The sequence below is a fragment of the Aeromonas sp. FDAARGOS 1415 genome, from assembly GCF_019048365.1.
Lineage (GTDB): Bacteria > Pseudomonadota > Gammaproteobacteria > Enterobacterales > Aeromonadaceae > Aeromonas > Aeromonas taiwanensis.
Genome location: NZ_CP077363.1, coordinates 2,072,140 through 2,090,924, shown reverse-complemented (window position 1 = coordinate 2,090,924; position 18,785 = coordinate 2,072,140). Strand labels below are relative to the sequence as shown.

The following is an 18,785-nucleotide window of genomic DNA, read 5'->3' as shown; positions in this document are numbered from 1 at the left end:
CTCGGGGCGCGGTGTTGGTTCAGTTCGGTGCCGCCTTGGCCGCACCGTCAAATCGATTCGTGTCTCGGCCTCAGGCCAGGCTCACCAGCTTGAGCTCGTGGCCGCTCTCGGCCCCCTGCCCTTCTGCCGCCTCGCCAAACCAGGCCAGCTGTTTGCGCAGGGAAACCACCTCGCCGATAACGATAAGGGAGGGGCTCACCGCCTGGGCGGCCAGTTCGGCCAGATCCGCCAGGGTGCCGGTCAGCACGCGCTGACGGGCCGTGGTGCCCCGCTCTATGATGGCGATGAGGGTGGCGGCGCTTCGGCCATGGTTCACCAGCTGCTGCTGGATATGCTCGGAGCGCATCAGCCCCATGTAGATAACCAGGGTCTGGCTGGTGGCGGCGAGCTGCTGCCAGTCCGGCTCCTTGCCCTCCTTCTGGCAGTGACCGGTGATGAAGACGGCGCTCTGGGCATGGTCGCGGTGGGTGAGCGGAATGCCCGCATAGGCGGTGGCACCGGCGGCCGCCGTGATGCCGGGCACCACGGAGAAGGGGATGCCTTCGTCTGCCAGCACTTCCAGCTCCTCGCCGCCACGGCCGAACATGAAGGGATCCCCCCCCTTGAGCCGCACCACCCGGTTGCCCGCCCTGGCGTATTCCACCAGCAGGCGGTTGGTCTCTTCCTGGGGCACGCTGTGGGCCCCCGCCTTCTTGCCGACCGACACCAGGGTCGCATCGCGGCGCACCAGGTCCAGGATCTCGGCGGAGACCAGCTGGTCATAGAGCACCACCTCGGCCTGTTGGATCTGTTGCAGCGCCTTGAGGGTCAGCAGGCCCGGATCGCCGGGGCCCGCCCCCACCAGTACCACTTCCCCCACCTCGGTCCGGGCCTTGTCCAGTCCCTCGTTCAGCCAGCTCTCGGCCCCTTGCCAATCTTCTTTCTCAATCAGACCGGCCAGGGTGTTGGAGGCAAACGCCCGCTCCCAGAAACGGCGGCGATCGGAGAGGGAGGCCAGCACCTGCTTGGCCCGGCTGCGCACCCGACCGGAGAGCTCGGCCAGACCGCCGAGGTGGCGGGGCAGCAGGCTCTCGAGCCGCTCGCGCAGCAGGCGCACCAGCACGGGGGCCTTGCCACCGCTGGAGACGGCCACGACGATGGGGCTGCGATCGATGATGGAGGGGAAGATAAAGCTGGAGCGCTCGGGGTCATCCACCAGGTTCACGAAGAGGCCGCGCTCGGTGGCGCTCTGATAGACCAGGGCGTTGACCGCGAGATCGTCGGTCGCCGCCACCACCAGGATCTGGCCCGCCAGATGGGCAGGCTCGAAGCGCTCGGCCAGATGGGTGAAGCGACCGGCAAATTCGTGGAAACCGGGGTCGAGCGCGGGAGAGACCAGGGTCAGGCGGGCACCTGCCGCCAGCAGCAGGCGCGCCTTGCGCAGGGCAACCTCGCCCCCGCCCACCAGCAGTACCGGGCGGCCTTCCAACCTGGCAAACATAGGTAAATAATCCATCAGGGCCCACTCCTCGGCATCGCGACATCTGGGGCGACTATAGGCAGGAGCGCTTATCCCTCAAAATAATAAAAAATGCTCTTTAATGCGTTTTGGTAATTAGTAAAACCGTATTGCGGCAAAGGGATATGAATCCCTTGTGGTGGATGGCGCCAGACCCTAGGCTAGTGAAAGTGTTTCATAAGGAGCTTAATCATGAATGAGTCATTGATTGTATTGGGGATCTTCATATTCCTGGTACTCGCCACCCTGAGCGCAGGCATCAAGATAGTGCCACAGGGTTTCAACTGGACCGTTGAGCGCTTCGGCCGCTACACCCGCACCCTCTCGCCGGGCCTCAACCTGCTGATCCCCTACATCGACCGCATCGGCCACAAGATCATCATGATGGAGCAGGTGCTGGACATCCCGGCCCAGGAGGTGATCTCCCGGGACAACGCCAACGTCACCATAGACGCCATCAGCTTCGTGCAGGTGGTGGATGCCCGCAAGGCGGGCTACGAGGTCAACGATCTCACCAGCGCCATCCGCAACCTGACCATGACCAATATGCGGACCGTGCTCGGCGCCATGGAGCTGGACGAAATGCTCTCCCAGCGCGACACCATCAACGAGAAGCTGCTGCGCACCATGGATGCCGCCACCGCCCCCTGGGGCATCAAGGTGACCCGGATCGAGATCAAAGACGTGCGCCCACCGCTCGCCCTGGTTGAGGCCATGAATGCCCAGATGAAGGCCGAGCGCCAGAAACGGGCCGAGGTGCTGGAGGCCGAAGGGGTGCGCCAGTCCAAGATCCTGAAAGCGGAGGGGGAGAAGCAGTCCCAGATCCTCAAAGCCGAGGGCGAGCGTCAGGCCGCCTTCCTCGCCGCCGAAGCGCGGGAGCGGGCCGCCGAGGCGGAAGCCAAGGCGACCCACATGGTGTCAAAAGCCATCGCCGAAGGGGATCTGCAGGCCATCAACTACTTCGTGGCCCAGAAATACACCGAGGCGCTGGCCCGCATCGGTGAAGGCCCCAACAGCAAGGTGGTGATGATGCCGCTGGAGGCGGGCAGCCTGATCGGCGCCGTGGCCGGCATGGCCGAGCTGTTCAAGGATGGCAAGGGCGGCAAATCATGACAGCCCTGTTCGAGGGGCTGACCCACTGGCACTGGCTGGGGCTCGGCTTCGTGCTGCTGGCCATCGAGGTGCTGGGGTCGGTGGGCTTTCTGCTCTGGACCGGCATCGCCGCCCTGGAGGTGGGGCTCCTGCTGCTGGTCTGGCCCTTCGGCTGGCAGGCGCAGCTGCTGCTGTTTGCGGTGCAGTCCCTGATCACCACCTGGGCCTGGTGGCGCTGGCAGCACCGCCGGGATCGCTCCGGGCAGGACGCCGCCGCCCCCATCAACGATCGGATGCAGAGCTATCTGGGACGGGAGCTGACCCTGCTGGATGACGTCAGCCAGGGGATGAGCCGGGTCCACCTGGACGACACCGTCTGGACGGTGCGCTGCAACCAGCCGTTCCCTGCAGGCACCAGGGTCAGGGTGACGGGGCATGACTCCCATATTCTGCTGGTGGAACCGCTGCCCTGAGCGGGCCCGCCTCCCGGCCATAAAAAAACGGGCCCGGCGCTCTCGCGCCGGGCCCGTTTTTCAATGAGGTGCTGGCTTAGTTGGCCTTGGCATCGCTCACTGCGGCTTCAGCCTTCTCGGCTACGTCAGCAGCAGCCTTCTCGACAGTAGCGGTCGCTTCGGAAGCAGCCTTCTCGACGGTAGCAGACGCTTCGCTAGCGGCGTTCTCAACAGTGGCAGCAACTTCTGCAGCCGGAGTAGCGGCCGGCGCGGCGGCTTCTTCTTTCTGACCACAGGCGGTCAACATCAGACCCAGGATACCGGCTACCAGTACTTTGTTCATGTGCATACCCTCAAAAAAAGATGGAGAGATGGTGTGAATGACCATCACAGCGCCCCGGCTCCCGGCAGAAAAACCACCGGCATGAGCCCGAAGGCGCGCGAAATATATCTCCATACGCGCCCGATGAAAACGCGTATCACAATGATATTTTCTCGTTGCCTTGATAAGAGAAACTACTTTAACGACAAATATTAATATAAAGCACCCACAAACTCGCAAGACGAGACAACAAAACACCAACTTAGAGTCGAATGATACTCAAAAATTGTCATTTTACCTTCCGCCCGTCGAGCCGTTAAATCGCCTCAATCAGACAGCTTCTGACAAGGAAGACGCCGCCCCTGGCTGTCGCTCTCCCTGGCCAGATCCAGCAGCGCCATCACCGCCAGCGCCTCGGGGGCGGGCACAGGGTTGGCCCCTTCTCCCTTGATGGCGGCACAGACCGCGCGGTAGTAGGCGCCGTAGTCCCCCGCCTCACCGGCCAGGGTCTGCTGCTGGAGCTGACCGTCCCGGATCCGGCTGAGCTGGCCGGGCTGCGGATCCGCACCCCAGTCCGCCGCCGGAGGGCGCTTGCCCTGCTTGAGCTGCTCTTCCTGCACGTCCATGCCGAACTTGATGAAGGAGCCCTCGCTGCCGTGCACCACGAAACGGGGCATGGTGGCGGAAACCAGACAGCTGCCGTGCAGAATGACCCGTTTCTCGCCGTAGCCCAGCACCACGTGGAAGTAGTCGTCGCTCAGCGCCCCCGGGCGCTGCCGGGCGAGATCGGCCTGGATCCAGTCAGGCTGGCCGAACAGCTGCAGGGACTGATCCAAGATATGGGGGCCGAGATCGAACCAGAGGCCGGAGCCCGGGCCACCCGCCTCGCGCCAGCGCTGGCGCACTTCGGGGCGATAACGGTCGAAATGGGATTCGAACTGGGCTATCTGTCCCAGCGCCCCCTCCGCCAGCAGGCGGCGCACGGTGAGAAAGTCCCCGTCCCAGCGCCGGTTGTGGAAGATGCTGAGCAGGCGCTGCTGCTCCTCGGCCAGCACCACCAGCGCCTCGGCCTCTGCCAGATCCAGGGCGAACGGCTTGTCGATCACCACGTGCTTGCCCGCCAGCAGAGCCTGGCGGGCGATGGGAGCATGGGTGTCGTTCGGCGTGGCGATCACCACCAGATCCACGGTCTCGTCCGCCAGCACCTCGTCAAGGGAACCGACGAGGCAACCGGGCAACTCGGCCTGCACCTTGGCGGCATCCCGGCTCACCACCCAACGCAGGGCGAGACCGGGGGTGGTAGTCAGAAAGGGGGCGTGAAAGGTCTGCCCTGCGAAGCCATAACCCACCAGGGCGGCGTTGATTGTGTGGCTCATGCGGTTGTCTCCACGGGTAGCGATGTCATGGGGAGCAGGCGAGCCATCGCCTGCATAATAGAGAAGGGGGCTCAAGGCCCCCTGAGTGTGCTCATCAGAGCACAGGATTTATTGCAAACACAAGCGCCGCCCCTGACGTGTCATCAGTACCAGCAAGGGGGGCAGCAACAGCCACATGTGCAGGGCCAGCTGGCTCAGGGGATCCGGCATCAAGGCACCGGTGAGCCCCACCAGGGCGCCAGAGCCGCTCATCTGGAACAGACCGAGCAGGGCCGCCGCCGTGCCAGCGCAGTGGCCGAAAGGAGCCAGGGCCATGCCGGCTGCGGCGCCCAGGATCATGGCGAAGCCGATGCTGGAGAGGAACACCGGCCCCATCATGGCCAGCGGATGCGGGATGTGCATGGCCAGCGTCAGGGAGATGGCGGAGATCAGCAGCACCAGCAGGCCGAGGCGCAGGGTCCGTCTCGGCCCCACCCTGGCGATGAAGCGCGGAGCCAGGAAGCAGGCCAGGATGTTGAGGACAGCGTTGGCGGTGAACCAGTAGCTGAACCCGTTCATGTCCAGACCCAGCTTCACCATCAGCTGCACCGGCGCCGCGGTGACATAGGCCAGGATCACCGCCATCGCCAGCATGCACAGCGCCGCGTTGAACAGGAAGCTCGGGGAGCGCAGCACCGGGCTGTAGCGGGACCAGCTGATGAGCGGGCCGCTGCTGCTGGTCTCTTCCGGGCGAGTCTCCGGCATCCGCCACAGCAGCCAGCTGCCGACCACGACGGCGTACCCGGCCATAAACCAGAAGTTCGCCGACCAGCCGGCCTTGGCGGTGAGCCAGCCACCCAGCAGAGGGGCCAGCGCCGGAATGAAGCAGATGGCGCCGTTCAGGTAGGAGATCATCTGGCCACTCTTCTTGGGGCCATAGCTGTCACGTACCACGGAGAAAGCGGCAACCGAGGTGGCACAGGCCCCCAGGCCTTGCAGCACCCGCGCCAGCATCAGCTCACCTAGGCTGGCGGCAAAACCGGCGCCCAGCGCGCTCAGGCCATAGAGCAGCACGCCGCCCAGGGCCACGGGCTTGCGGCCATAGCGATCGGCGAGCGGGCCCACCAGCAACTGTCCCATCCCCATGCTGAACAGGAACCAGGTAATGGTGCCCTGCATCAGGGTCACTTCGGCCCCCAGTTGCTCGGCCATCTGCGGGATGGCGGGCAGGTAGATGTCGATGGCCAGCGGGCTGAACAACACCAGGAGTACAAGCAGAAGAATCAATGGCATCAGTCACCTCAAGCCCTAGGAATATCGATTGGTGCGCGAGTCTACTGACTCACAGTAATGAATTGAAATGGTATTTAATCACTTCGGTTATTCCCTACAGGAAAGATGTATTTTATCTGCTTGTCACGCCGGACAGATTGTAGCCCGAACGGAACCCAACATCGGACAATTGCGCTTTTACTCGGCCCCGCCCCCGCATAGAATGCGCAGATTATTTTTGCGGAGGTGTGTGATGAACAAGCTTGTCCTGGCAACAGGGAACCAGAAAAAGGTGAAGGAATTGGCCGCCATGCTGGCCGATATGAAGATCCAGGTGATCCCGCAGAGCGAGTTTTCAGTCTCCGATGCCGATGAGACCGGCACCACCTTCGTCGAGAATGCCATCATCAAGGCCCGTCACGCCGCCCGCGTCACCGGCCTGCCCGCCGTGGCCGACGACTCCGGCCTGGAAGTGGACCTGCTGCACGGCCGTCCCGGCGTCTACTCCGCCCGCTTTGCCGGCGTTGGTGCCAGCGACAAGGAGAACATCGACAAGTTGCTGGCCGAGCTCAAGGGCGCCCCGGATTACCTGAAAAGCGCCCGCTTCTGGTGCGTGCTGGTCTACATGCGCCACGCCGACGACCCCACCCCCCTCATCTGCCAGGCGAGCTGGGAGGGGATGATCATCGACGAGCCCCGCGGTCAGCACGGCTTTGGCTATGATCCCGTGTTCTTCGTCCCCGACCACGACTGCACCTCGGCCCAGATGCCGGCCGAGCTGAAGAACCAGCTCAGCCACCGCGGCCAGGCCCTGGCCAAACTCAAAGCAGCCCTGGCGGCGGTCAACTAAAGCGCTGTCTCCCGCCGCGTTGTCATCTACAATGGGGGCCGTCGGCCCCCGTTTCGTTGGCGGCGCCTAGCCCGTTGTCATCGGCAACACAGGCCACCCGACCCCTTTTGATTGTTGAATACTGGAAACCCCATGCTGCAACTGCCGCCCCTCTCCCTCTATATCCACGTGCCCTGGTGTGTCCAGAAGTGCCCCTATTGCGACTTCAACTCCCACGCCCAGAAGGGGGAACTGCCCCACCTCGAGTACGTGACGGCCCTGCTGGAGGATCTGGAGCAGGATCTGCACTGGGCCCAGGGACGGCCGCTCTCCTCCATCTTTATCGGTGGCGGCACGCCGAGCCTGCTCTCCGTGGCGGCCATGCAGGCCCTGCTGGACGGGGTGCGCGCACGCATTCCCCTGACGGCGGACTGCGAGATCACCATGGAGGCCAACCCGGGCACGGTGGAGGCGGACAAGTTCGCCGGCTTCCAGCGGGCCGGCATCAACCGCATCTCCATCGGGGTGCAGAGCTTCCAGCAAGAGAAGCTGACCCGCCTCGGCCGCATCCACGGCCCCGAGGAGGCGCGCAAGGCCGCCGAACTGGCCCACGCCATCGCGCTTCCCACCTTCAACCTGGATCTGATGCACGGCCTGCCGGATCAGAGCCTGGACGATGCCCTCTACGATCTGCAGCAGGCCATCGACTGCGCGCCGCCGCACCTCTCCTGGTATCAGCTCACCATAGAGCCGAACACGGCGTTTGCCTCCAAGCCGCCCAAGCTGCCGGAAGATGACACCCTGTGGGACATCTACGAGCAGGGGCACGCCATGCTGACCGCCCAGGGCTATCAGCAGTACGAGATCTCGGCCTATGCCAAGGCGGGATATCAGTGCCGCCACAACCTCAACTACTGGCGCTTCGGCGACTACCTGGGGATCGGCTGCGGCGCCCACGGCAAGGTGACCGATCTGGCCAACGGCCAGATCCTGCGCACCGCCAAGGTGAAACACCCCAAGGGGTATCTGGACCCGAGCCGCCCCTATCTGGATGAGCAGTGGCAGGTGAGCGCGGACGATCTGCCGCTCGAGTACTTCATGAACCGGTTCAGATTGTTTGAACCGGCCCCCAAGGCGGAGTTCGAGGCCTATACCGGCCTGGCGCTGGAGCGGGTGGAGACGGTGCTGGACATTGCCCAGAGCAAGGAGCTGATCGAGGATCTCGGCGACAGCTGGCAGCTCACTCCCCTCGGCCATCGCTATCTGAACGTGCTGCTCGAACTCTTTATGGATGAATGAGGTAACCGCCTTTAACCAGATGGAACACAAGCGGGGCGCCATGAGCGCCCCGCTTGTTTTGGTTCCAAGAACCTGTTCACGGTCTGTCGCGAGAGGCTGTCAGCAAGGTGAAGAGCAGCGCAGGAACCGGAGTGTGTAAGTACACATGAGGATTCCGAGCAGCACATGAGCCTTGATCACGGCCTCGCAGCAAGATCGTGGACAGGCTCCAAAGCAGAAACCCGCTCAGCAGCAGACGCATACCATCTGCTGTTGGCCGGGCTCCCACCGCTTGCCGTGCTTGGCCTTGCGCTGATAGCTGCCCTTGCCCTTCTTGCTCGGTTCGACCCGGGCCTGGAACAGGGGCGAAGTGACCAATGCCTTGAGGTGATTGTCCTGGATGATGCCACGCTGGTGGGCGTGGGTGAGTTCTGCGGTGACGGCGGTCACCTTCTTCTTGGCCATATCGGCTCCTTGATGGGGTTGTCGTGTTTGCCATCGCCCCTGCCACCACAGGCCTGGAGCAGGCGGCGAAAAACGCGCCGATTGTGCGCCTCTCTCGGCCCGCCTGCAAGAGTGCTGGCGGGATCCTCAGGCCGGTTGATAGACGACCCGCACCAGCCCGCTCGGCAGCACGGTACTGGACACAGGCCTCAGCGCGCCGGGCAGGGATCCAGCAAAGAGCGGCACCCCGCGTCCCAGACTGACCGGCACCCAGAACAGGGTCAGCTCGTCGACGACCCCGGCCTGCAGCCCCTGCCTCACCACCTCGCCACCATCCAGATAGAGGTGACGGCTGCCCACCAGCCACAGATCCTCAAGTACCTGGGGCAGCGCCCCCTGCCGGAAGGTGACGTGGGTGCGGGGATCGGCCGCCCTGTGGGTCAGCACCACCAGCGGCTTGTCCCCGTAGGGCCACTCGGGAAACCCGAGCACGGTGTCGTAGCTGTTGCGTCCCATCAGCAGGGTATCCGCGCTCGCCATCAGGCCCGCATAACCGGTCTCCTCCTGAGAGTCACCGCCAAAGGGGGTGAGCCACGCCAGATCGCCCCCCTCCCCCGCGATAAAGCCGTCGAGGGAGAGGGCGAGAAAGGCGCTGACCCGGGGGCGCTGCAGCTCAGTGCTCATGGTCATGATGCTCGTGGCGGGAGGGGGCGCCGGACTCCAGGGTCTCCAGGATGGCGCAGTGCTCTGCCGAACGCGGACCGCCGCAGCAGATGTCAGAGAGCTCCCTCAGGTTCTCGCGAAAACGGGTCAGCTCGACGATTTTCTGCTCCACCTGTTCGAGCTTGGCGTCGGCCACCGCCTTCACCTCCTGGCAGGTAACCTTGGCCTTGTTGGTGTCGAGGGCGAGCAACTCGCCGATGTCCGCCAGGGAGAAGCCCACCGACTTGGCACGGATGATGAACTCCAGCCGCCGCCTGTCCTGCTCCCCGTAGAGGCGATAGCCCGATTCGTTGCGAAGGCCAGGCGAGATGAGGCCGTTCTTCTCGTAAAAGCGCAGGGTGTCCGCCTTCACCCCGCACGCCCTGGCCAGTTCCCCGATCCGATACATGGTCCTCTCCCCCTGCATGACATCCCCGACATGGTACTCAATATAAACCGGCCTCCACTATCGCCCCTTTGCCCGGCGATTGCCAGCCAAAGGCAGGAAAGGGGCAGCTAACCCGGTCCATCCCGGTCCTTTACCCCCAAAACACTGAAAAGACAAACGTTTCACAAAAAATCACCGGAAAACGTTTAACGCCGCATCCCACAAGGCTTTGTCTCTTTAAAAAATCCACCACGGCTCACATTTTTTGTGTAGAATACGCGCCCACAAGAGAGCGTCGCGTCAAGCGGGCATTTCCTAAAACGCTTTTGCCAACGGCCAGCCTTCTGGCGAGAGTGGTTTGCGAAATCCCCCACTTCCATTTATTTGGGGACTCTCTGTGTGTTGAGCCTCGCCTCCCATGGAACGGTCCCCGTTATGCTGAGGACGATAGAGTGATGGAACAAGCTCGACCCATTCGCCGCGCACTGCTGAGTGTGTCTGACAAGACTGGCATCCTGGAATTTGCCAAGGCACTCGACGCGCGGGGTGTGGCCCTGCTCTCCACCGGTGGTACCGCCAAGCTGCTGGCCGATGCCGGCCTGCCGGTCACCGAGGTCTCCGACTACACCGGCTTCCCCGAGATGATGGACGGTCGGGTCAAGACCCTGCATCCCAAGGTGCACGGTGGCATCCTCGGCCGCCGCGACCGGGATGACGCCATCATGGCCCAGCACGCCATCTCCCCCATCGACATGGTCGTCGTCAACCTCTATCCCTTCGCCGCCACCGTGGCCAAAGCCGGCTGCACCCTGGAAGACGCCGTCGAGAACATCGACATCGGCGGTCCGACCATGGTCCGCTCCGCTGCCAAGAACCACAAGGACGTCACCATCGTCGTCAAGGCCTCCGACTATGACCGCGTCATCGCCGAGATGGATGGCAACGGCAACAGCCTGACCCTGACTACCCGCTTCGATCTGGCCATCGCGGCCTTCGAGCACACCGCCGCCTACGACGGCATGATCGCCAACTACTTCGGCACCCTGGTGCCCTCCTACGGCGAGAACAAGGAAGGGGATGAAGAGTCCCGCTTCCCGCGCACCTTCAACGCCCAGTTCATCAAGAAACAGGACATGCGCTACGGCGAGAACAGCCACCAGGCTGCCGCCTTCTACGCCGAAGAGCAGGCCGCACCGGGCTCGGTGGCGAGCGCCACCCAACTGCAGGGCAAGGCCCTCTCCTACAACAACATCGCCGACACCGACGCGGCGCTGGAGTGCGTGAAGGAGTTCAGCGAGCCGGCCTGCGTCATCGTCAAGCATGCCAACCCCTGTGGCGTCGCCATCGGTGACGACCTGCTGACCGCCTACGATCGCGCCTACCAGACCGACCCCACCTCGGCCTTTGGCGGCATCATCGCCTTCAACCGCGAACTGGACGGCGACACCGCTGCGGCCATCGTGGCCCGCCAGTTCGTGGAAGTGATCATCGCCCCCAGCATCAGCCAGGCAGCCCGCGACGCGGTCGCCGCCAAGCAGAACGTGCGTCTGCTGGAGTGCGGTCAGTGGACTGCCCCGGCGCAAGGGTTTGACCTCAAGCGCGTCAACGGCGGCCTGCTGGTGCAGGAGCGCGATCTCGGCATGGTGACCCTGGGGGATCTGACCGTGGTCAGCCAGCGCCAGCCGACCGAGGCTGAACTGAAAGACCTGCTGTTCTGCTGGAAGGTCGCCAAGTTCGTCAAGTCCAACGCCATCGTCTATGCCAAAGACGGCCAGACCATTGGCGTGGGCGCCGGCCAGATGAGCCGGGTCTACTCCGCCAAGATCGCCGGCATCAAGGCCGAGGATGAAGGGCTGACCGTGGCGGGCTCCGTCATGGCGTCAGACGCCTTCTTCCCGTTCCGCGACGGCATCGACGCCGCTGCTGCTGCGGGTATCTCCTGCGTCATCCAGCCCGGTGGCTCGATGCGCGACCAGGAGGTGATCGACGCCGCCAACGAACACGGCATGTGCATGGTGTTCACCAACATGCGCCATTTCCGTCACTGATGGATCAGGGCCGCCGCCGGCGGCCCTTTTGTTGTCTCTTTTCACCTGGCTATTTTTCACCGGCGCAGGCTGTTGGCCCGCCAGTGACCCCGAATAGAAGCGAGCGATACGATGAAAGTACTGATCATTGGCAACGGCGGCCGTGAACACGCCCTGGCCTGGAAGGCCAAGCAATCTCCCCTGGTGACCCGGGTCTTCGTCGCCCCCGGCAATGCCGGCACCGCCCATGAAGGGAGCATCGAGAACGTGGCCATCTCGGCCACCGACATCCCGGCCCTGCTGGCGTTTGCCAAGGAGCAGCACATCGGTCTGACCATCGTCGGGCCGGAAGCGCCGCTGGTGAAAGGGGTGGTCGATGCGTTCCGCGCCGAGGGGCTGGCCATCTTCGGCCCGACCGCCGCCTCTGCCCAGCTGGAAGGCTCCAAGGCGTTTGCCAAGGATTTTCTGGCCCGCCACGCCATCCCGACCGCCGAGTACCAGAACTTCACCGAGGTGGAGCCGGCCCTGGCCTACCTGCGCGAGAAAGGCGCCCCCATCGTGATCAAGGCTGACGGCCTGGCCGCTGGCAAGGGGGTGATCGTCGCCATGACCCTCACCGAAGCGGAAGAGGCGGTGCGCGACATGCTCTCCGGCAATGCCTTCGGCGATGCCGGCGCCCGGGTGGTGATCGAGGAGTTCCTGGACGGGGAAGAGGCGAGCTTCATCGTCATGGTGGACGGCGAGCATGTGCTGCCCATGGCCACCAGCCAGGATCACAAACGGGTCGGTGATGGCGATACCGGCCTCAACACCGGCGGCATGGGCGCCTACTCCCCCGCGCCCGTGGTCACCCCCGAGGTGCACCAGCGCGTGATGGAGCGGGTGATCATGCCGACCGTGCGCGGCATGGCGGCCGAGGGCAACGTCTATACCGGTTTCCTCTACGCCGGCCTGATGATCGACGCCGAGGGCAACCCCAAGGTGATCGAGTTCAACTGCCGCTTCGGCGACCCCGAGACCCAGCCCATCATGCTGCGCATGCGCTCCGATCTGGTGGAGCTCTGCCTGGCAGCCTGCGCCGGCAAGCTGGATCAGGTCGAAGCCATCTATGACCCCCGCGTCGCCATCGGCGTGGTGCTGGCCGCCGGCGGTTACCCCGGCGACTACCAGCAGGGCAAGCCCATCAGCGGCCTGCCGGTGGAAGAAGCGAGCGGCGAGAAGGTATTCCACGCCGGCTCCCGCATGGAAGGCGATACCGTAGTCACCGCCGGGGGGCGCGTGCTGTGCGCCACGGCCCTCGGCCACACGGTCGCTGAGGCGCAGCAACGGGCCTATCAGCTGGCAGGGCGCATCAAGTGGGACGGCGTCTTCTACCGCAACGACATCGGCTGGCGCGCCATCGAGCGCGAGCTGGTCAAATAAGCCGTCACTTGCTACCTCGCAGACAAGGGCCCCCGGGCCCTTTTTTGTTGCCGGGGTGCTGCCCCCCACTGCATTCGGACTCCCCGCATGCTGCTGCCAGGCCGCCTTGGTGGACTTCAGCCTCCCGTTTCGCCCGCTTGGCATCCGATGTCTGACACACTCCGTTCGGTTACATTCGTACAGCAGGATGCACACATTTCGTCACAATCAGTCGCACTTTCCCCATACAATTGGCCAGCTTTCGTGGCATCATGCTGCCGATAGCGCACTCATATGAGTGTCATAAGAACCTGCAATTTCGTCGTCTCATAAGGAAATCCCATGCTGAAAACTGTGCGTCCCCTGCTGCTGCCCCTGATGTTCGGCCTGATGACCCTGCCCGCCGTGGCCGGCGATCTGGAGCAACCGATGAAGAAGATCGGTTTCAACTACAAGCAGGCCGTGAAGGCCGACGATGCGGCCACCATGGAGAAACACATCAAGGAGATGAAGGCCCAGCTGGATGTGGCCAAGGAGAGGAACATGCCGGCCGCCAAGAAGGAGAAATTCCTCGAAGGCATGAACAAGGTACAAAATGAGCTGGACGCCAGCCTGGCGGCCCTGCAGGCCGGAGACCAGGAGAAGGCCCAGGCTCACCTGGCCAAGGTCAACGACCTGAAGAAGGAGTACCACAACTATGCCAAGCAGAAAGGCTGATCCCTTCCACTGGGATGGTCTGGTCCGCCTCACCCACTGGGGGGTGGCGGCCATCTGTATCGGCAATCTCTGGCTCAACGAAGCGGGAGAGGAGTGGCACGAGCGGATGGGATACGCCGTCATGGTGCTGATCGGACTGCGCCTGCTGTGGGGGCTCACCTTCGCACGCGGCCCCGCCCGCCTGCGTGCCCTCATCCCGAGCAGGGAGGACTTCCGGCAGCAGGCCGATGCCCTGCGCGAGCGGACCCCGCCCACGCCCGGCCACCACGGCAGCGGCAAGCTGGCTGTCTGGGCACTCTGGCTGCTCGTCCTGGCGACGGCCGGTACCGGCTGGTTCCAGAACACCGAGACCGGCTTCGAGCTCGGGGCCGATGACTGGCACGAGTGGTGTACCTGGGCGCTGCAGGGCATGATCGCCCTGCACCTGAGCGCCGTCGTCTACACCTCCTGGCGCCAGCGCAGCAACCTGGTGACCCGCATGCTGCCAAGGCGCAGACGCGATGCCCGGGTTCAGCAACAGGAACCCAACACCTGACTCTCCCGGGGCCCTGGCGGGCCCCGTTCTTGTCTCTTCCCCGCCCTTCTCCCGGCCCGTGCAGCGACCTGCACAGGCGCTGTCGCGTCCTCTTCCGACAGGGACGCATGAAAGCATTTTCATTCACATTTCTTAATTAATTCAGGCTGTTCAATGTTCAACCAGCAGATTTTCATGAATGCTACTGAGCTGAACGAGGAAGTTTGTTGTCCGTTCGATTCATAGACAGTGATACGTCAATAACAAGATCGAAGGGAAAATCGTCATGCACACCACACTGTTTCGAACCGCCCTGCTGGCGGCAGCACTCGGCTCTTTCAGCCACACTGCCAGCGCCGAAGGGGTCATGGTTCACCTGTTCCAATGGAAGTTCAACGACATCGCCAACGAGTGCGAGACCGTGCTCGGGCCCAAGGGGTTCGGCGGCGTCCAGATAACCCCCCCCGCCGAACACAAGCAGGGCAGCCAGGTCTGGTGGACCGTCTATCAACCGGTCAGCTTCAGCAACTTCAACAGCTTCGGCGGTAGCGAGGCGGAGCTCAGAAGCATGATCGCCCGCTGCAACGCGGCCGGGGTCAAGGTCTACGCCGACGCCGTCTTCAACCAGCTGGCCTCGGGCACCGGCACCGCCACCGGCGGTGGCAGCTACAACTCGGGGCAATTCCAGTATCCCCAGTTCGGCTACAACGACTTCCACCACAGCGGCGACATCACCAACTACGGCGACAGCAACAACGTCTGGAACGGCGCCCTCTACGGCATGCCGGACCTCAACACAGGCTCCGCCTACGTGCAGGATCAGATCGCCACCTACATGAAGACCCTGCTCGGCTGGGGAGTGGCGGGCTTTCGCATCGATGCGGCCAAGCACATGGCCCCGGCCGACGTGAAGGCCATCCTCGACAAGGCGGGCAGCCCCAGAGCCTACCTCGAGGTGATCGGCGCAGGCGGGGAATCCGCCGACATCCAGCCCCCTCGCTACACCTACATAGACACCGTCACCGACTTCAAATACGGCACGGATCTCGCCGCCAACTTCAACGGCCAGATCAAGAACCTCAAGACCCTGGGCGAGAGCTGGGGCCTGCTCCCCTCGAACAAGGCATTCGTCTTCGTGGTCAACCACGACCGCGAGCGGGGCCATGGTGGCGGTGGCATGCTCACCTTCATGAACGGCGCCCGCTATGAGCTGGCCAACACCTTCATGATGGCCTGGCCCTATGGCTGGAAGCAGGTGATGTCGGGTTACCGCTTCGAAAACATGGGCACCTATGAAACCGACAAGGGGGCACCGGGCAGCACGCCCTGCTCCGACAGCCAGTGGAACTGCGAGCAGCGGCGCCCGACCATCATGAACATGGCCCTGTTCCACAACAGAACCGAGGGCCAGCCCGTCAGCCACTGGTGGGACAACGGCAACAACCAGATCGCCTTCGGCCGCGGTGACAAGGGCTTCGTCGCCATCAACAACGAGAGCGGCAGCCTGGTGGCCTCGGTGCAGACCGGCCTGCCGGCCGGCGAGTACTGCAACCTCCTGGGGGGCACTGATTACTGCAGCGGCGGCTATGTCACCGTCGATGGCAGCGGCAAGGCCAGCCTGAACGTACCCGGCATGAAGGCAACAGCCATCCTCGCCGGTTGCACCAAAGCCAGCCCCTGCGGAGGTTCCGTCCTGCCGGGCAACAAGTTCAGCAGCATGAACCTGCGCGGTACCCACAACGCCTGGGGCAACACCCCCATGACCGTCGATGCTAACCGTGTCTGGTCCGCCACCCTCACCCTGACCGGCAACGGTGACGCCACCGGTGCCCAGCGCTTCAAGTTCGACGTCTTCGGCAACTGGACCGAAAACTACGGCGACAACGAGGGGGATGGCATCGCCGACAAGGGCAGCAGCAAGGATATCCTGGTCAGCGGGGCGGGCACCTACCGCATCACCCTGAGCGAGAGCGATCTGCGATACACGGTCACCCCCCTCACCAGCAACCAGGCACCGGTGGCCGCCCTCTCCCCCAAGACCCTCAGCGTCAAGACGGGCGAGAGCGTGGTGTTTGACGCTTCCGCCTCCAGCGATGACGGCGGCGTGGTGAGCTACCGCTGGTCCAGCGGGGGCACCGCCGCCACGGAGACAGTCCGGTTCGATACCCCGGGTACCCATACCGTGACGGTCACCGTGACCGATGCGGAAGGGTTGACCGCCAGTGCCAGCGCCACCGTGACCGTCACCGACGACAACGGCACCTATGCCAGCGTGCTGCCGACCCTGAACTTCCGCGGTACCCCCAATGCCTGGGGATCCCTTGCCATGACGCTGGTCGCCGACAACCAGTGGGAAGCCCTGGTCACCTTCGACGGGCAGACCAACCAGCGCTTCAAGTTCGACGTCAAGGGGGACTGGACCCAGAACTATGGCGACAGCAACAAGGACGGCGTTGCGGATCTGACCGGCAGCGACATCTACACCACGGTCACCGGCCAGTACCGGGTACGCTTCAACGATCAGACCCTGCAATACAGCCTGACCCCGGTGAGCGTCACCTATGCCAAGAATGTCGCCAGCCTCAACATTCGCGGCACCACCAACAGCTGGGGCACCACCCCCATGTCACTGGTGGGGGATCACCTCTGGCAGGCCAGCGTCACCTTCACCGGTAGCGGGGATGGCAACGGCGGCCAGCGCTTCAAGTTCGACGTCAAGGGGGACTGGACCCAGAACTACGGCGACACCAACAAGGATGGCGTGGCCGAGCTGGCCGGGGCAGACATCGCCACCGCAGTGGTCGGCGTCTATGTGGTGCGTTTCAATGACCAGACCCTGGCCTACAGCCTGAGCGCCCAGTAAGGCTGGACACACGCCCAATGCATTGCAACCAGGCCTCCCGCCATCGGCGGGAGGCCTTTTTCATAGCCCCATGGCACGTTCCCCGCCACCCCATCGACAGGCATACTGATCCTTCATCCCCATGCAGGAGCGCATATGAAACAGTTGAATACTCTCAAGGCCGAGGGACGGCTCGAGGAAGCCCGCCAGCACGGCCTGTTGCAACTCATCGAACACCCGGCCCACGCCGAGCTGCATTACGAAGTGGCCAGCCTGCACGACATGCTCGGGCGAGAGGCCCAGGCCATCCCGCTCTACCGCAAGGCCATCGAACTGGGGCTGGGCAATGCATCCTTGCGCGGTGCCTGGCTCGGCCTCGGCAGCTCCTATCGCACCACGGGGCACTATGCCGAGGCCCTGGCCACCTTCGATGAGGCGCTGGCCCGCTTCCCCGATGCCGTGGAGTTCAAGGTGAATCGCCCCGGCTTCTCTAGACACTTTTGAGCCGTTCGAAATATTGCTTTTCACACTCTACTGGCGATAGCCCGTTGTTGAAACTGTGCCGACGCTTGGGGTTGTAAAACATTTCAATGTAATCGAACACATCCCGCCGGGCCTCCTCGCGATCCGCATAGGTTTTACGTCGGATCCGCTCGCGTTTTAGGAGCTGGAAGAAACTCTCCGCCACCGCGTTATCATGACAGTTACCACGTCTGCTCATGCTGGCCTTGAGCCGGTGCTCCCGCAAAAAATCCTGCCAGTCATAGCTGCTAAACTGGCTACCTTGGTCGGAATGAACCAACACTTCCTGCTCAGGTCGCCGTCGCCACACCGCCATCAGTAACGCGCTGATGGCTAGCTCTCGGTCGATCCTTGGCCTCATTGACCAACCAATGACTTGTCGTGAAAACAAATCCAATACTGCGGCCAGATAGAGCCAGCCTTCATGGGTTCGGATATAAGTGATGTCCGTTACCCAGACCTTATTTGGCTCAGTCACATCGAACTGGCGCTCAAGATGATTCGGTGCAACCACTGCCGGCTGGCCACCATAATGACCGGGACGGCGACGATAACCGGTTTGTGAACGTAAACCCTCATGACGCATTAATCGCGCCACCCGGTGTTTCCCGCAGGTCTCTCCCATCTCTCGCAGGTCATCCCGGATCTTACGATAACCATAGACGCCCCCGCTTTCTAGCCAACATTGCTTGATCTGGCCCAGGAGGCGTTGGTCTTCCAGGGCTCGGGCAGATAAAGGCTGGAGCTGCCAGGCGTAATAACCGCTCGGGTGGACATTCATCATTCGACACAGTCTGCGGATGGGATATGTGGACGCGTGCTCCCGGATGAAGGCGTACCTTACCCTGACAGCTTGGCAAAGTACGCGGCGGCCTTTTTTAAGATATCTCGCTCATCGGTGACGCGGCGCAGTTCAGCCTTGAGGCGCCTAATTTCGGCTTGCTGGCTGGAGTCATGCTGTTGCTGCACGTCGGGTTGGCTGTAGCGCCTGATCCAGGCGTAAAGACTATGGCTGGAAACACCAAGCCGCTCAGCAACCTCTGCCACTGGGTAATTCCGCTCAGTCACTTGCTTGACGGCGGCCAATTTGAATTCTTCCGTGTAACGTTGCTGTTTGCTCATAACACCTC

General features: G+C 63.2%; 18 protein-coding genes. 10 read left to right on the top strand and 8 right to left on the bottom strand.

Features of this window, described 5'->3' with window-relative positions; genetic code table 11:
- Positions 1–70: 70 nt before the first annotated feature.
- Positions 71–1,495, bottom strand: a complete 1,425-nt coding sequence (gene cysG, locus I6L45_RS10010) for a siroheme synthase CysG (RefSeq protein ID WP_216984108.1) — start codon at positions 1,493–1,495, stop codon at positions 71–73.
- A gap of 195 nt (positions 1,496–1,690) precedes the next feature.
- Between cysG and I6L45_RS10005 the strand changes: the two genes are divergently transcribed.
- Both I6L45_RS10005 and I6L45_RS10000 read left to right on the top strand, forming a co-directional pair.
- Positions 1,691–2,611, top strand: a complete 921-nt coding sequence (locus I6L45_RS10005; RefSeq protein WP_134694684.1) for an SPFH domain-containing protein — start codon at positions 1,691–1,693, stop codon at positions 2,609–2,611.
- Positions 2,608–3,063, top strand: coding sequence for an NfeD family protein (locus I6L45_RS10000; RefSeq protein WP_216984107.1), 456 nt, complete (start codon positions 2,608–2,610; stop codon positions 3,061–3,063). Before I6L45_RS10005 ends, I6L45_RS10000 begins: the two co-directional genes overlap by 4 nt.
- 76 nt (positions 3,064–3,139) lie before the next feature.
- Here I6L45_RS10000 and I6L45_RS09995 read toward each other — a convergent pair whose 3' ends face one another.
- From I6L45_RS09995 to I6L45_RS09985, 3 genes are all read right to left on the bottom strand, one after another.
- Complete coding sequence (locus I6L45_RS09995) at positions 3,140–3,385, bottom strand: hypothetical protein (RefSeq protein ID WP_043764213.1); 246 nt, start codon at positions 3,383–3,385, stop codon at positions 3,140–3,142.
- Positions 3,386–3,690: 305 nt separating this feature from the next.
- A complete protein-coding gene (locus I6L45_RS09990) occupies positions 3,691–4,740 on the bottom strand; it encodes an oxidoreductase (protein WP_216984106.1) in 1,050 nt (349 codons plus the stop codon).
- A gap of 108 nt (positions 4,741–4,848) precedes the next feature.
- On the bottom strand, positions 4,849–6,012 hold the full coding sequence (locus I6L45_RS09985; protein ID WP_043808509.1) for a multidrug effflux MFS transporter: 1,164 nt from the start codon (positions 6,010–6,012) through the stop codon (positions 4,849–4,851).
- Positions 6,013–6,244: 232 nt separating this feature from the next.
- On the opposite strand from I6L45_RS09985, the gene rdgB reads away from it, so the two are divergent.
- Both rdgB and hemW read left to right on the top strand, forming a co-directional pair.
- Positions 6,245–6,841 carry an RdgB/HAM1 family non-canonical purine NTP pyrophosphatase gene (rdgB, locus tag I6L45_RS09980; protein ID WP_043764171.1) on the top strand — a complete coding sequence of 199 codons (597 nt, stop codon included), beginning with the start codon at positions 6,245–6,247 and terminating at the stop codon, positions 6,839–6,841.
- A 132-nt stretch (positions 6,842–6,973) separates the two neighbouring features.
- Entirely contained in the window at positions 6,974–8,119 is a 1,146-nt protein-coding gene (hemW, locus tag I6L45_RS09975; protein WP_216984105.1) for a radical SAM family heme chaperone HemW, read from the top strand.
- 225 nt (positions 8,120–8,344) lie between these two features.
- Here hemW and I6L45_RS09970 read toward each other — a convergent pair whose 3' ends face one another.
- The 3 genes from I6L45_RS09970 to zntR all read right to left on the bottom strand — a co-directional run bounded on the left by I6L45_RS09970 (position 8,345) and on the right by zntR (position 9,653).
- Positions 8,345–8,563, bottom strand: coding sequence for an alternative ribosome-rescue factor A (locus I6L45_RS09970; RefSeq protein WP_216984104.1), 219 nt, complete (start codon positions 8,561–8,563; stop codon positions 8,345–8,347).
- A gap of 126 nt (positions 8,564–8,689) precedes the next feature.
- Positions 8,690–9,226 (bottom strand): dihydrofolate reductase family protein, encoded by a 537-nt coding sequence (locus tag I6L45_RS09965; protein ID WP_216984196.1) that lies wholly within the window; start codon positions 9,224–9,226, stop codon positions 8,690–8,692.
- The gene (gene zntR, locus I6L45_RS09960) at positions 9,216–9,653 is read right to left on the bottom strand and encodes a Zn(2+)-responsive transcriptional regulator (protein ID WP_043764212.1); all 438 of its coding nucleotides are present in this window, start codon (positions 9,651–9,653) and stop codon (positions 9,216–9,218) included. Before zntR ends, I6L45_RS09965 begins: the two co-directional genes overlap by 11 nt.
- 434 nt (positions 9,654–10,087) lie before the next feature.
- Between zntR and purH the strand changes: the two genes are divergently transcribed.
- The 6 genes from purH to I6L45_RS09930 all read left to right on the top strand — a co-directional run bounded on the left by purH (position 10,088) and on the right by I6L45_RS09930 (position 17,637).
- A complete protein-coding gene (purH, locus tag I6L45_RS09955) occupies positions 10,088–11,680 on the top strand; it encodes a bifunctional phosphoribosylaminoimidazolecarboxamide formyltransferase/IMP cyclohydrolase (RefSeq protein ID WP_216984103.1) in 1,593 nt (530 codons plus the stop codon).
- Positions 11,681–11,791: 111 nt separating this feature from the next.
- A complete protein-coding gene (gene purD, locus I6L45_RS09950) occupies positions 11,792–13,081 on the top strand; it encodes a phosphoribosylamine--glycine ligase (RefSeq protein ID WP_216984102.1) in 1,290 nt (429 codons plus the stop codon).
- A 321-nt stretch (positions 13,082–13,402) separates the two neighbouring features.
- Positions 13,403–13,777, top strand: coding sequence for a cytochrome b562 (locus I6L45_RS09945; protein WP_043764163.1), 375 nt, complete (start codon positions 13,403–13,405; stop codon positions 13,775–13,777).
- Complete coding sequence (locus tag I6L45_RS09940) at positions 13,758–14,312, top strand: cytochrome b/b6 domain-containing protein (protein ID WP_043764162.1); 555 nt, start codon at positions 13,758–13,760, stop codon at positions 14,310–14,312. The genes I6L45_RS09945 and I6L45_RS09940 overlap by 20 nt, the downstream gene beginning before the upstream one ends.
- 265 nt (positions 14,313–14,577) lie before the next feature.
- Positions 14,578–17,154, top strand: coding sequence for an alpha amylase C-terminal domain-containing protein (locus I6L45_RS09935; protein ID WP_216984101.1), 2,577 nt, complete (start codon positions 14,578–14,580; stop codon positions 17,152–17,154).
- 135 nt (positions 17,155–17,289) lie between these two features.
- On the top strand, positions 17,290–17,637 hold the full coding sequence (locus I6L45_RS09930) for a tetratricopeptide repeat protein (protein WP_216984100.1): 348 nt from the start codon (positions 17,290–17,292) through the stop codon (positions 17,635–17,637).
- Here the strand turns inward: I6L45_RS09930 and I6L45_RS09925 are convergent.
- Positions 17,624–18,777 (bottom strand): IS3 family transposase gene (locus I6L45_RS09925; RefSeq protein ID WP_216982260.1). Its coding sequence is split into 2 segments (ribosomal slippage): positions 17,624–18,540 and positions 18,540–18,777, totalling 1,155 coding nucleotides; the frame shifts between segments, so codons are not numbered across the junction. The two genes, I6L45_RS09930 and I6L45_RS09925, sit on opposite strands and share 14 nt — an antisense overlap.
- Between the last annotated feature and the right edge of the window lie 8 nt (positions 18,778–18,785).